This is a genomic window from Streptomyces sp. NPDC031379 (assembly GCF_055569615.1).
This window is the reverse complement of sequence record NZ_JBVIIT010000016.1, coordinates 1-12,137: the sequence shown is the minus strand read 5'-3', so window position 1 is coordinate 12,137 and position 12,137 is coordinate 1. Positions and strand designations below refer to the sequence as shown.

Annotated in this window: 10 protein-coding genes and 1 pseudogene; 6 read left to right on the top strand and 5 right to left on the bottom strand. The window is 71.7% G+C overall.

The genetic code is table 11. The annotated features are described in order from the left end of the window. Positions 1 to 258 precede the first annotated feature (258 nt). The 3 genes from ACZ5CW_RS22915 to ACZ5CW_RS22905 all read right to left on the bottom strand — a co-directional run bounded on the left by ACZ5CW_RS22915 (position 259) and on the right by ACZ5CW_RS22905 (position 4,009). Positions 259 to 1,134 (bottom strand): GNAT family N-acetyltransferase, encoded by an 876-nt coding sequence (locus tag ACZ5CW_RS22915; protein ID WP_468604165.1) that lies wholly within the window; start codon positions 1,132 to 1,134, stop codon positions 259 to 261. A gap of 153 nt (positions 1,135 to 1,287) precedes the next feature. Beyond that, a complete protein-coding gene (locus ACZ5CW_RS22910) occupies positions 1,288 to 3,183 on the bottom strand; it encodes a sensor histidine kinase (protein WP_468604163.1) in 1,896 nt (631 codons plus the stop codon). Further along, complete coding sequence (locus ACZ5CW_RS22905) at positions 3,173 to 4,009, bottom strand: response regulator transcription factor (RefSeq protein ID WP_468604161.1); 837 nt, start codon at positions 4,007 to 4,009, stop codon at positions 3,173 to 3,175. Before ACZ5CW_RS22905 ends, ACZ5CW_RS22910 begins: the two co-directional genes overlap by 11 nt. 112 nt (positions 4,010 to 4,121) lie before the next feature. Here ACZ5CW_RS22905 and ACZ5CW_RS22900 point away from each other — a divergent pair, with 112 nt between their 5' ends. From ACZ5CW_RS22900 to ACZ5CW_RS22885, 4 genes are read left to right on the top strand one after another with little or no spacing between them, the layout of a single operon-like run. Beyond that, positions 4,122 to 4,856 (top strand): hypothetical protein, encoded by a 735-nt coding sequence (locus ACZ5CW_RS22900; protein WP_468604159.1) that lies wholly within the window; start codon positions 4,122 to 4,124, stop codon positions 4,854 to 4,856. Next, positions 4,837 to 6,120 carry an efflux RND transporter periplasmic adaptor subunit gene (locus ACZ5CW_RS22895; protein WP_468604157.1) on the top strand — a complete coding sequence of 428 codons (1,284 nt, stop codon included), beginning with the start codon at positions 4,837 to 4,839 and terminating at the stop codon, positions 6,118 to 6,120. The genes ACZ5CW_RS22900 and ACZ5CW_RS22895 overlap by 20 nt, the downstream gene beginning before the upstream one ends. 41 nt (positions 6,121 to 6,161) lie before the next feature. Further along, a complete protein-coding gene (locus tag ACZ5CW_RS22890; RefSeq protein ID WP_468604436.1) occupies positions 6,162 to 7,049 on the top strand; it encodes an ABC transporter ATP-binding protein in 888 nt (295 codons plus the stop codon). Next, positions 7,046 to 8,266, top strand: coding sequence for an ABC transporter permease (locus ACZ5CW_RS22885; RefSeq protein WP_468604155.1), 1,221 nt, complete (start codon positions 7,046 to 7,048; stop codon positions 8,264 to 8,266). Before ACZ5CW_RS22890 ends, ACZ5CW_RS22885 begins: the two co-directional genes overlap by 4 nt. A 33-nt stretch (positions 8,267 to 8,299) precedes the next feature. Here ACZ5CW_RS22885 and ACZ5CW_RS22880 read toward each other — a convergent pair whose 3' ends face one another. Together ACZ5CW_RS22880 and ACZ5CW_RS22875 are read right to left on the bottom strand one after the other, a co-directional pair. Continuing rightward, positions 8,300 to 9,220, bottom strand: a complete 921-nt coding sequence (locus ACZ5CW_RS22880; RefSeq protein ID WP_468604154.1) for a hypothetical protein — start codon at positions 9,218 to 9,220, stop codon at positions 8,300 to 8,302. Positions 9,221 to 9,576: 356 nt separating this feature from the next. After that, entirely contained in the window at positions 9,577 to 10,791 is a 1,215-nt protein-coding gene (locus ACZ5CW_RS22875; protein WP_468604153.1) for an outer membrane protein assembly factor BamB family protein, read from the bottom strand. A 177-nt stretch (positions 10,792 to 10,968) separates the two neighbouring features. Between ACZ5CW_RS22875 and ACZ5CW_RS22870 the strand changes: the two genes are divergently transcribed. Together ACZ5CW_RS22870 and ACZ5CW_RS22865 are read left to right on the top strand one after the other, a co-directional pair. Continuing rightward, positions 10,969 to 12,039, top strand: coding sequence for a class I SAM-dependent methyltransferase (locus tag ACZ5CW_RS22870; protein WP_468604152.1), 1,071 nt, complete (start codon positions 10,969 to 10,971; stop codon positions 12,037 to 12,039). After that, positions 12,030 to 12,137: pseudogene (locus tag ACZ5CW_RS22865) on the top strand (IS630 family transposase); the annotation flags it as partial. The gene ACZ5CW_RS22870 and the pseudogene ACZ5CW_RS22865, both read left to right, overlap by 10 nt.

The following is a 12,137-nucleotide window of genomic DNA, read 5'->3' as shown; positions in this document are numbered from 1 at the left end:
AGAAAAAAAGGGAGGAACACCCCTCACCACCCCTCCGGGATAACGGCGTGACTCCAACCCCGCCTGGCGGGGGCCCCCCCCCCCCCACACGCGCGCGCACCGAGGGAAGAGACGCCACCGCGCAGGCAAAGGGAGAGATCGGGCGTATCGGACGCGCCAGAGGGTAGGCGAGCAGCGCACCGGCCCCGCGGAACCAGCAGTGGAACCCTGCACCTCCGAGTTCTGCGGGGCCGCTGCACCGGTTCTTCCGTCGTGTTCCTAACCGGCTTCCGGTGCGTCGTAGGAGAAGCCGTACCCGGTGAATTCGGCAATCGGAACGTATCCGATTCGTCGGTAGAGGGCGTTGCTCGTCGCGTTGGCCGGGTTCGTGAACAGGACGACGTCCGTCGCACCCGCGGCCAACGCGGCTCGGCTCACCTCGACCGTCACGGCGCCCGCGTAGCCGCGACCCCGGAGGCGGGCCGGGGTGTAGACGGGGTCCACCCGGATCATTCCGCCGACCATCGACGTCGAGCCCGCCATGGAGACCGGGGTGCCGTCCGGGGTCTCCCAGAACGTGAAGCGTTTGTCGGCGAAACGCGAGTCGGCCCAGGAGCCGGCGTCCAGGGGGGCCTCGCCGACGTCGGCGACGAACCCATTGCACCAGTGGATGAGTTGCTCACGCTCCGGCGCGTCCACGACGCGGCCCCGGCCCTCCGGGACCGGCTCCTGCGGGGTGAGCGTGCCGAGACGGTGGAGACGGCCCCACCAGTCGGCCACCGGCGCCGCGCCTGCGTGCCGCTGCCACGCCTCGGCGAAGGCGGTCGCGGTGTCGTGGTCCGCGGTGACGCCGGAGAAGGAGTGGCCGAGGTCGGCCAGGTGAGCGGCGAGCGCGTCGGCCTGTTCGCGGGAGAGGGGGGTGAGGGTCAGGCGGCGGGTCGGAAGGCGGTAGAAGACGGCGCGGACCTCGCCCTGTGACTCCAGTCGGCCGAAGACCGTGGGTTCGGGCCCCAACGCGGCCGACCCGCGTGTGCGCAGTCTCTCGGTCGTCGTCAGCGGCGTGTTGTGCAGGGCGGGGCGTGAGCGCAGGAAGTCTCCGGCTCGGGCGAGAAAGTCGTCGACGTCTTCGGTGAGGTGCCAGTCATCCGGGCGCATGCTTCATGGTCCCTGACCTACCCGGCTCCGGGGAGCACTTGCCGGAACACCCGGCCCGCCAAACGGATCGTCAGCCGCCGCCCCGCCGCCCCGCCGCCCCGCCGCCCCGCCGCCCCGCCGCCCCGCCGCCCCGCCGCCCCGCCGCCCCGCCGTTCACCGCGGAGAGGCTGGGACCCGGGGAAGGCACAGGACGAAGGTCGAGCCCGCGCCCAGGGTGCTGCGGGCCTCGACCGTGCCACCATGCGCCTCGATCAGCTTGCGCACGATCGACAGACCGAGCCCGCTGCCACCGGTCAGGCGCGAGCGGGACTTCTCGGCCCGCCAGAAACGGTCGAAGACATGAGGCAGGTCCTCGGGCGCGATCCCCGAGCCCATGTCGGACACCTCGATCCGGACGCCCGCCACGGTGGCGGCCACGGCTGCCCTCCCGGCCGGGGCGGGGACGGGAAGATCACCGGCCGCCTTCAAAAGCACGGTGCCGCCGGGCGGTGTGTGGCGGATGGCGTTCGACACGAGGTTGCCGACCGCCTGCCGGAGCCGTACGGGATCCGCCGGCACCGTCAGTTCCGGGTCCGCCGCCACCACGAGCCGCACCCCCGCGGCCTCGGCACGCGGGCCGTGGCCCTGAGCCGTCTGGGCGAGGACGTCGGCCACACTCAGCGGCGCCATGCTGAGCCGCAGTTCCCCCGCGTCGGCCGCCGAGAGGTCCCGCAGGTCGTCGATGACGTGCTGGAGCAGCAAAGCCTCCTCCAGCACGGAGGACACCAGCTGCTCGTCCGGCGGGACGACACCGTCCTCGACCGCCTCCAGCCAGCCGCGGATGTTGCTCAGCGGCGTGCGCAACTCGTGCGCCACGTCGCTCACCATCACCCGGCGGGCCGACTCCAGCTGCTCGCGCCGCCGTGACATCGAGTTGAACGCGGCCGACAGCCGGGCGATCTCGTCACCGCCCGCGACCTCGACCCGCGCCGAGACGTCACCGGCCTCCATCCGCTGTGCGGCCAGGGTGAGCCTGCGCAGCGGCCGGACGAGCCGGATGCCCGCGAAGGCCGTGACCGCGACCGTCACCAGCAGCACGAGCGCCGCGCCCCACGCGATCCGCAGCTTGTTGGACGCCGACAGGTCGAGGAAGGTGGTGGCGGTACGGTCGCCGGGGCTGCTGACGTAGAGCTGGACCGCGGGCGCCACGTACGGCTGAAGCTGCTCCGCACGCCCGCTCGCGACGCAGTCCCGCACATCTTTGTCGGGCGCGGGGGCCGCGGACGTGCGGGAGGTCGTGCGGGAGGCCGTGCGTACCGCCTGCCAGGACCCGTCGAGCATCATGGTCACCCCGCGGAGCCCCCGCCGCGCCAGGCAGCTGTCGACCAGGCCGTCGAGGGTGTCGAGTGCCTTCCGCTCCGAGGGCATCGGGCCGTTCAGCGCCGCCGCCTCGCACCGCGTGCCGAGGGGCCGTCCGTCCGGCGTCTCCACGGCGGGCCGGCCACTGGGGCGGACCACCATCCGCGCCGCGACGCCGAGTGTGCTCCGCAAGCACTCGACGACGCCCAGTGCCGTGTCCCGCAGTCTCGAACTCTCCGCGTCCGACAACCGGTACGGGCCGACCACGCGCGGGTCGATCCCGCCGCCGCGCGCCGCGGTGGGCAGCAGTTGCGGATCGACCGACAGCGGATCGATGACGGCGGTCGGCTTGGCCGCCGGCAGGTACGGCCGGCCGGGCAGCGGAGCGAAGTCCGCCAGCGTCCGGTCGCCGTCCCGCAGGACGATCCGGTGCCCGGTCGTCCGCCCGAGTGCGGCCACGGTGGGCCCCACGCCGTCCCAGTTCCGGTGCCGCGCCGCGTAACCGACCAGCACGTCGTACGTCTTCGTGTCGTCGGCGAGGGCCTTGCCCTGCTCCTGGCGGATGGCCACGGCCGTAGTCCGCACGACCACCCACGCCGTGGCCGCGATCGAGCACACCGACACCAGGGCCGCCACGGCCAGCAGCCGCAGGAGCAGGCTGCGCCGCAGGGGCACGGCGAGACGCGGGCCCGTCACGGCGTCACGGCGCATGGCGCACGCCCCCGGGCCGCGACACATGTGTGTCGTCGGAGAGCTTGTAGCCCACCCCGTACACGGTCACCAGGCACATCGGCCGGCGCGGGTTCTCCTCGATCTTCTTCCGCAGGTTCATCACGTGCACATCGACCGTCCGCGTGGTGATGTACCGGTCGAAACCGTGCAGCCGCTCCAGGATCTGCGACCGGGTGAACACCTGCCCAGGCCCGCCCGCGAGCACCTCCAGCAGCCGGAACTCCCCCGGGGTGCAGGAGATCCGCGTACCGTGCGCCCACACCTCGTGCCGGGCCGGATCGACGGTCACCGCACCCGCGGTCAGCAGGTTGCCGCCCGGCATACCGCCCGCAGCCCCCGGCATACGGGCATCAGCCCCCGGCGTACCCCCCGCCATACCGCTCGCAGCCCCCGGCGCACCACCCGCCCCGCCCGGCGCCGCTTGCCGGGCGCGCACGCTGCGCCGTAGCAGTGACCGGATGCGGGCCATCAGCTCACGCGGGCTGAACGGTTTGGTCAGATAGTCGTCCGCGCCCAGGTCCAGACCGAGCAGCAGATCGTCCTCGGTGGACCGGGCGGTCAGCATGAGCACCGGCAGCGCATCGAGGCCGGCCTCCGACCGGAGGGTCCGGCAGACGTCGAGCCCGTCGAGACCGGGCATCATCACGTCGAGCACCAGCAGGTCGGGCAGCCGACGGCGGATCTCGGCGAGCGCGGCCCGGCCGTCCCCGACGAGGGTCACCCCGTGGCTCTCGCGTTCCAGGTAGCGGCGGATCAACTCGGCCTGTTTGGCGTCATCTTCAGCGACGACAACATGCGCGCACATGTGACGAGTGTAGGAACGCCCGCGACGTGCCCGAACGTCCCGAGAGGGAGCACACGGCAGGACCATCGCTCTCTGACAAGCCTCTGACATTCGCTCGGCAGGCTCCGGTGTCATGGACAACGAGACCGACCGGCCGCACCCCGCAGCCGGCTCCCCCGGCACGGCGCACGCCCCGCGGGGGAGGCGCCGTACCCGAACCGCCGCCGTCCTGAGCGCCGCCCTCCTGACAGCGGGCCTTGCTCTCACAGCCTGCGGAGGCGGCTCAGGCGGGGGCGGGGGCGGTGGCACCGACAGCGGACAGAAGACGTCGGACAGCGGCGTCGCCTCACTGGTGACCCCCTCGTCGAACGGCGGCAAGGCCGGGGCGGCCCCTGCCGCGCGGTCCTCCGACGCCGCCGCCGAGGCCAAGCGCCCGCTGCTGCGCCTCGACAGCTCCCAGGAGGAGATCGACCAGCTCTGGGACGTGTACTGGGCGTGCCTGCAAACCCACGGCGTCCCGATGAACACCGCGCGGGTCGATCACCCCGGCGGGCAGGCGCCTCCGGTCGACGACCCGAAGGTCACGGCACGGTACAAGGCGCAGTACCACGCGTGCCTGTACAAGATGCCGCTCCAGCCGGTCGAGGAGCGCCCCGAGACCAATCCGCACTATGCGGACGACTACCGCGCCTACGTCAACTGCCTGAAGTCGAAGGGCCTGAAGGTCCACGAGGTCTTCAAGTCCGACGGCAGTCCTGACGGCTGGACATTCGACGACGATGTCCCGGAGGACGGCAACGCTCTCCCCACCGACAAGATCGACCACGACTGCCGCCTGGAGGCGTTCGGTGGCAAGGGCAAGAAGTAGGGCCGCCGCGCCCTCGCCCACCGACGGCGGCGGACGAACCGGCGGACGAACCGGCGGACGAACCCGGGGACGAACCCGTGAACGAACCGGTGGACGAAGAGGCAGCCGAACCGGCCCCCGAACCTGCAGCCGGACCGGCCGCCGGATCGCCGTCGCCGTCGCCGTCCTCGCCGTCGTCACCGGCGGGGTCTACGGCGGGACGGCGCTGAAGCGGCACGGGGACGCAAGCCGCGCCAAGCCCGCCGGGGAGCCGTCCGCGCAGACCACCCTCATCCGGCGCACCGACCTGTCCGACAGCGAGGCCCTGCCCGGCACCCTCGGCTACGGCGCGGCGGTCACGATCAAGGGCGCGGGCAAGGGCCTGATCACCAAGCTGCCGGCGAGCGGAGCGACGGTGACCCGAGGCAAGCCCCTGTACTGGGTGGACGACCAGCCGGTCATGGTCCTCTACGGCGACACCCCGGTCTTCCGCACGCTGGACAAGGCGGCCGTGAAGGCCGGGGCGAGAGGCGCCGACGTGACCGTCCTCGCGGCCAACCTGAAGGCCCTCGGCTACGGCATCGGCCCCGAGTCGCGCGGCACGCCGTCGTCCACCGGCGCGTCGTCCACCGGCGCGGGCAAAGCTCCCGGGACCCTCCTGACGTCGTCCCTCCTCGACGCGCTGAAGCGCTGGCAGCGCGACACGGGCGGGCAGCAGACCGGGACGCTCTCGGTCGGCCGGGTGGTCGTACTGCCCGGCGCGGTCCGCGTGGGCGCGGTGAAGGCCCAGCTCGGCGACCCGGCGGCGGAGGACGTCCTGTCGGTGACCTCCCGGCGGAAGTCGGTGTCGGTCACGGTCGGCGCCGGTGACGCGGCCCGGATCCACCAGGGCGACAAGGTCTTCATCACCCTTCCCGACACCAGGCAGGTGCCCGGAAGGGTGACGTCGGTCGGTACGGCGGTGCAGGGCGGCCCGGATGGCAAATCCGACCCGTCCGGCACCAACGCCTCGCCGTCGCTGCAGGTCACCGTGGTGCCGGTGGACAGCGCCTCGGTCAAGAACCTGGAGGCGGCATCCGTGCGGGTGACCTTCACGACGCAGACCCGCAAGAACGTCCTCACCGTGCCGGTGGGCGCGCTGCTCGCGCTCCAGGAGGGCGGCTACGCCCTCCAGCGCCCAGGCGGGCAGCTGGTCGCCGTGAAGACGGGACTGTTCGCCAACGGCCAGGTCGAGGTCTCGGGCGCGGGGATCAAGGAGGGGGAGCGGGTGGTGACGGCGTCGTGAGAGCCCACCACCACGCACCCCGCGAGGGCGACACGCCCCCCATACCCACAGGCGAGCCGTCCGCCGTGCTGCGGCTCACGCACGCGACCAAGGCGTTCCCCGGCGGCGTGACGGCGCTCGACGACGTGTCCCTGACCATCCACGAGGGCGAACTGCTCGCCATCGTCGGCCCTTCCGGCTCCGGAAAGTCCACGCTGCTGAACATCATGGGGACGCTCGACCTGCCCACCCGCGGCACCGTGGAGATCGCGGGGCAGGACGCCGCGTCCTTGAGCGACCGGCGGCTGTCCGCACTGCGCGGGCGCTGGCTCGGCTTCGTCTTCCAGCAGTTCCACCTGACGGACGGGCTGACCGCGGCCGAGAACGTCGCCACCAGCCTGCTGTACGCGGGAGTGCCGCGCAGACGGCGCACCCCGCTCGCGCTCGCCGCGCTGGAACGCGTCGGGCTCGGCCACCGGGTCGGGCACCTGCCGCACCAGTTGTCCGGCGGCGAACGGCAGCGCGTCGCGATCGCCCGCGCACTGGTGGGCGAGCCGGCTCTGGTGCTCGCGGACGAGCCGACGGGCGCGCTCGACTCCGCCAACGGCCAGGCCGTTCTGGACCTGCTCGTCCAACTGAACGGAGAGGGCACCACCATCGCCGTGATCACGCACGACGCGAACATCGCGGCGCGGCTGCCACGCCAGGTTCAGATGCGCGACGGACGGATCGTCAGGGACACCGGACCGCGCCGGAGCCCGGCGGCGGACCAGGCCACCGGCTCCGCACCGTCGCCCGGGCTCGCACCGTCGGCTGGCCCCGCACCCTCGGCCGGGCTCGCACCGTCGGTCGGCCCCGCACCGTCGGCCGGGCTCGCCGCGGACGGCCGGTCCGCAGCCGGCCGGTCCGTGGACGGTGCCGCCGGCCCGGCCCCGGGGGAGGACCGGTGAGCGCCACCGCCCCCGACAGGCTCACCCGTCCGGCCCGGCAGAGCCCGTCCGATGTGCTGCGGCTCGGACTGCTCGGCATCCGCACCCGCAGACTGCGTGCCGCGCTGTCCGCGCTGGGCATCTCCATCGGCATCGCGACCCTCGTCCTCGTGACGGGGATCCCGGCGTCCAGCCAGCGGGCGCTCAACGACCAGCTGTCCGCGCTCGGCACGAACACGCTCCGCGCGGTACCCCAGCCCGACCAGAACCCCCCGGTGGTGCTGCCCGCGTCCGCCGACAAGACGGCCGCCCGCATCGGCCCGGTCACGGCGACCAGCGAGGTCGCCAACACCCACCGGCTGGTGCACCGTTCGGACCGGACCGACCCCAACGACGGACTGGGCCTCACGGTCCTCGCCGCCGGCGACGGCCTGCTGCCGGTGGTGAACGGCCGCGTACGGGCCGGGAGGTTCCTCGACGCCGCGACCGACCGGCTGCCGACAGCGGTCCTCGGCTACGAGGCGGCGTCCCGCCTCGGCGTGACCAGCCTCGTACCGGGCCGGCAGGCACCGCAGATCCTCGTGGGAACGAAGTCGTTCACGGTCATCGGCATCCTCGATCCACTGCCGCTCGCGCCGGACCTGGACCGCTCGGTGCTGGTCGGCTGGGAGGCGGCGAAGAAGACCCTCGCGTTCGACGGGCATCCGACCGTGGTCTACGTGAAGGCGCACGAGGACGCCATCGAGGCGGTCTCGTCCGTGCTGCCCGCCACCCTGTACCCGCAACTGCCGGGACTGGTGCAGGTCAGCCGCCCTTCGGACGCTCTGGCGGCGAAGCGGGCGACGAACAGCGCCTTCTCGTCCCTGTTCCTCGGCCTCGCGGGGGTGGCGCTGCTGGTGGGCGGGATCGGCGTGGCGAACACCATGTACATCTCGGTGCTGGAACGACGCAAGGAGATCGGCCTGCGGCGCGCGCTCGGCGCCAACCGGGGCCAGATCAGAGGCCAGTTCCTCACCGAGTCGGTGGTGCTGTCCCTTCTTGGCGGGGTCGCGGGCACGGTGATCGGGGTACTGGCCACCGCCGGTCACGCCCTTTATGAGGGCTGGCAGCCCGTCATCCCGCTCACGGTGCTCGGCGCGGGTGTGGGCGGTGCCGTGGTCATCGGGATGGCGGCAGGCGTCTACCCGTCGATCCGTGCGGCACGGCTCACCCCGACCGGGGCACTCGCCACGACATGACAGGAGAACGCGCCGCGCGCCGGCCGGCGGACCTCATTCGACGCGTCCGTCGAACCGCCAGGGCTGCAGATCCATGAGCGTCCGGGTGCCCCGGCAGCCCTTCTGACTCACCTGCCCGATGCAGCCCCAGCCCGTGCCCGTGACCCACAGGAAGTACTGGCCGGGCTCTTGCGGTACGGCCTCGGTGGTGAGGGTGCCGGTACCCCTCGGAATGCGTTGCGCGTGGGAGCCGGACGTGTCGGTGTAGGACACGCTGATGTGCCACTTGCACGTCTGGGTGGACACCTCGGGCTGGATGCGCAGGGCCATGTTCGACTGACCGTTGCCGAGGTCGATGGCGTTGTGGCGGAAGTACAACGCGCCCTGGGACTCACCCTCGTCCAGGACGTACGGTCCGTGCGGCCGGTCCGCCGACCCACCGGTCATGTCCCACATGAGGCCCTGCCGGGACTCGGAACCGGCCGGTGGTACGTCGATCACGGTCTGCGCGGTGGGAGCGCCGCACGCGTCCTTCACGGCGGTCATGCCGTTGATCGTGAGGCCGGCGCCGCGGTCGCTGTTCAGATTGAGGTTGAACGTCTGCGCCTTGCCGTTCGGAGCCTGACGGCCGTCCTCCAGAGGCTTCCGGAAGGGCGGCGGGTACTCGACGACCCGGCCGCCGAGAGGCTTCATGACCGCCCAGACCCGCGAAGCATCACCACGCGTGGCCGTGAGGGTGGCCTGTTCACTCGCGGTCAGTGGCCGGTCCAGCAGCACGACCATGGATTCGGGCATGTCCTGGTCGTAGTCGCGCGGGGTGATCGTGGAGACGAAGGCGGGCTGTTCGCGGTCGACCGTCTTCTCCGCGCTCTTGTCGGAGCGAACCCGGTCAGTGGCCGTGGTCCGGTCCAGCAGGTAGTTCGCGTAGTAGGCGAACAGAAGACCGCCCAGGACCACGACCGCCGCCATCACCATGTACAGCGCTCGATGTCTCGGCGGAAGTGTGCGGAACCCAGGCAGGCGTTCGTCCGCCAGGACATGCCACACGGTCGGCCCGGCAGGCGGTACGGAGGGCTCCCCCGGAACGGGCTCCGGGGCGCCGTTGTGGACCGGATCGACCGACGGGGCAGGCGCAGGCGCAGGAGCGGGGGCAGGGTCAGGAACCGGGGCCGGTTCCGGTGCCGTGGTGCCCGCATCGGAGTCCGGTTCGCCGGAGCCGGAAGACGGCGGTGGAGCGGGTGGAGTCGTATCCATGGGTACCCCCGAGTCCTCGGTGTGGTCGCATTCGCCTGCCTTCCCCGACCGCTCGCCGCCAGAGCGAGCCTGAACGACTACGCCGTCCCCGTGGGCGCAGCACCGGTCGGAGGAGGTAGCGCCGGGCCTGCCCCGGTGGCCGCGTTCAGGGCGTACACGTTCCCGTCGTTGCTGCCGACGTACACCGTCCCGCGGACCACCGCGGGGGACGACTGGACCTCGCCGCCGGTGGTGAAGGCCCATTTCTTCGCGCCGGTCGCCGCGTCCAGGGCGTACAGGTTCTTGTCGTTGCTGCCGACGTACACCGTCCCGCGGACCACCGCGGGCGACGAGAAGAGGATGGTGCCGCCGGTGGTGAAGGCCCACTTCTTCGCGCCCGTCGCCGCGTCCAGGGCGTACACCTTCCCGTTGCCGATGTACACCACCCCGTCGGCGACCGTGGGCGACGCGGTCACCGAGCCGCCCATGACGAAAGCCCACTTCTTGGCGCCGGTGGCCGCGTCCAGGGCGTACACCTTGCCGTCGTCGCTGCCGATGTACACCACGCCGCCGGCGATCGCGGGCGACGAGGAGAGGATTTCACCGCCGGTGGTGAAGGCCCACTTCTTGGCGCCGGTGGCCGCGTCCAGGGCGTACACGTTCTTGTTGAAGCCGCCGATGTACACCACGCCGTCGACCACCGTCGGTGACGAAGTGAGCCAGCCCCCGGTGATGAAGGCCCACTTCTTGGCGCCGGTGGCCGCGTCCAGGGCGAACACGGTCCCGTTGTAGCAGCCGATGTACACCACGCCGCCGACCACCGAGGGCGACGACTTGACCCAGGCGCCTGTTTTGAAGGCCCACTTCTTGGCCCCGGTGGCCGCGTCCAGGGCGTACACCTTGCCGTCGTCGCTGCCGACGTACACCACCCCGCCGACCACCGCCGGCGACGAGACGACCCTTTCCTGTGCGGAGAATGCCCATTTCTCGGCGCCGGTGGCCGCATCCAAGGCGTACATGTTCTTGCCGCGTCTGCCGCCGCCGATGTACACCACCCCGCCGACCACCGCCGGCGACGAGAGGACCCACGATCCGATGGTGTGCCGCCACGGATGCGGTGACCCGGCGCCCCCGCCACCACCACGGCCACCATCACCACTACCGCCGCCACCACCGTCACAGCCGACGGTGGTGATCCCGGCGCCGACTGTGGCAACGGAGCCGAGACCTAATCGCAGGGCTGCGCGGCGGGTGATGCGGCTGGGCCACGGCGTGCTGGACCGGACACTGATCATGTCGACAGGGCCATTCATGGTGCGACGATATGAACCTCCGTCATGACGGGCAGCGGTTTCGGCAAACGTTCACACCGTCTCCCCTCCGGGTGCCCGGCGCAGTGGTGTGAACCAGGCCGCGGCTCTCACTCGTTGAGAAAGGGAAGGCATCGCCACGGTTGAAAGTTTGATCACGTGTCGGATGAGAATCGCGTAATGGAATTCCTCGAGCGGGTGGTCGCTGACAATGCGGCGGCTTTCGCGGGGCTCTCGACGTCTCTGGGCGTCCGCCTCGGACTGTACGAGGCGATGTCGGGGGCAGGGGCGCTCACCTCGGACGAACTGGCCGAGAGGACAGGGCTCGTCGAGCGGTACGTCCGGGAGTGGCTCGCGGCACAGGTCGCCAGTGCCTACGTACTGCACGACCCCAGGGCCAACACATACGTTCTGCCGGACGAGCACGCAGCCGTCCTGGCCGATTCATCCCTTCCGACCTACGTCGCCGGTGGCTTCACCATGCTGAAGGCCCTCTACGGTGCAGAAGAGGCGCTGGCGAACGCCTACCGGAGCGGCGGCGGCGTGAGCTGGCAGGACTACGGCCCGGAACTGGCGGAGGGCGTCGCTGCTTTCTTCAAGCCCGGCTACGAGGCAGTCCTCGTTCAGGAGTGGCTGCCCGCCATGGAGGGTGTCGAGACCAAACTTCGGCGAGGCGCATCGGTCGCCGATGTGGGGTGCGGCTTCGGCCACTCGACCGTGCTCATGGCCAAGGCATTTCCGCAGTCCCGCTTTCACGGCTTCGACTTCCACGAGCCCTCCGTCGAAGCGGCCCGAAAACTGGCTGAGGAGGAGGGTCTCGGTGATCGCGTGACGTTCGAGGTCGCCGCTGCGCATGACTTCCCCGGTGGCGACTACGATCTCGTGACGTTCTTCGACTGCCTCCACGATCTCGGTGATCCCGGTGCGGCACTCCGGCGCGCCGAAGAGGCCCTCGCAGACGACGGAAGCTGTCTTGTCGTCGAGCCGAACGCGTCGGCCGAGCCCGGCGAGAACATCCACCCGATCGGCCGGTCCTTCGCCTCCACCTCCGCTGTTCTCTGTCTGCTGGCAGCCATGGCACAGAACGGCCCTCCGTTCCTGACCAGCCGGCCCTCACGGCGGCGGCCGGCCACGAGCTGCCGCCGGTTCCCCCGGCTCGGCCTCGCACTGTCACAGGAACCGCCAGAGGGGGTCAGCCGTGCCGTTGTCCTCGTACCGGACCACGATCGCGCAGAGGACGAAGCGGCGTGACCGGCCGTCCGCCCAAGGGCCGCACCTGGGGCCGACGCGGCATCACACCGAGAGAGTCGAGGTCTCCGGCCGCAGTCGGGGACGGCTCTCGGTGGCCG

Excerpts from the sequence above, each read along its gene's own strand:
- ACZ5CW_RS22900 (WP_468604159.1), top strand. The coding sequence starts at position 4,122 with ATGGACAACGAGACCGACCGGCCGCACCCCGCAGCCGGCTCCCCCGGC.
- ACZ5CW_RS22870 (WP_468604152.1), top strand. The coding sequence starts at position 10,969 with ATGGAATTCCTCGAGCGGGTGGTCGCTGACAATGCGGCGGCTTTCGCG.
- ACZ5CW_RS22905 (WP_468604161.1), bottom strand. The coding sequence starts at position 4,009 with ATGTGCGCGCATGTTGTCGTCGCTGAAGATGACGCCAAACAGGCCGAG.
- ACZ5CW_RS22910 (WP_468604163.1), bottom strand. The coding sequence starts at position 3,183 with ATGCGCCGTGACGCCGTGACGGGCCCGCGTCTCGCCGTGCCCCTGCGG.
- ACZ5CW_RS22875 (WP_468604153.1), bottom strand. The coding sequence starts at position 10,791 with ATGAATGGCCCTGTCGACATGATCAGTGTCCGGTCCAGCACGCCGTGG.
- ACZ5CW_RS22880 (WP_468604154.1), bottom strand. The coding sequence starts at position 9,220 with ATGGTGATGGCGGCGGTCGTGGTCCTGGGCGGTCTTCTGTTCGCCTAC.
- ACZ5CW_RS22915 (WP_468604165.1), bottom strand. The coding sequence starts at position 1,134 with ATGCGCCCGGATGACTGGCACCTCACCGAAGACGTCGACGACTTTCTC.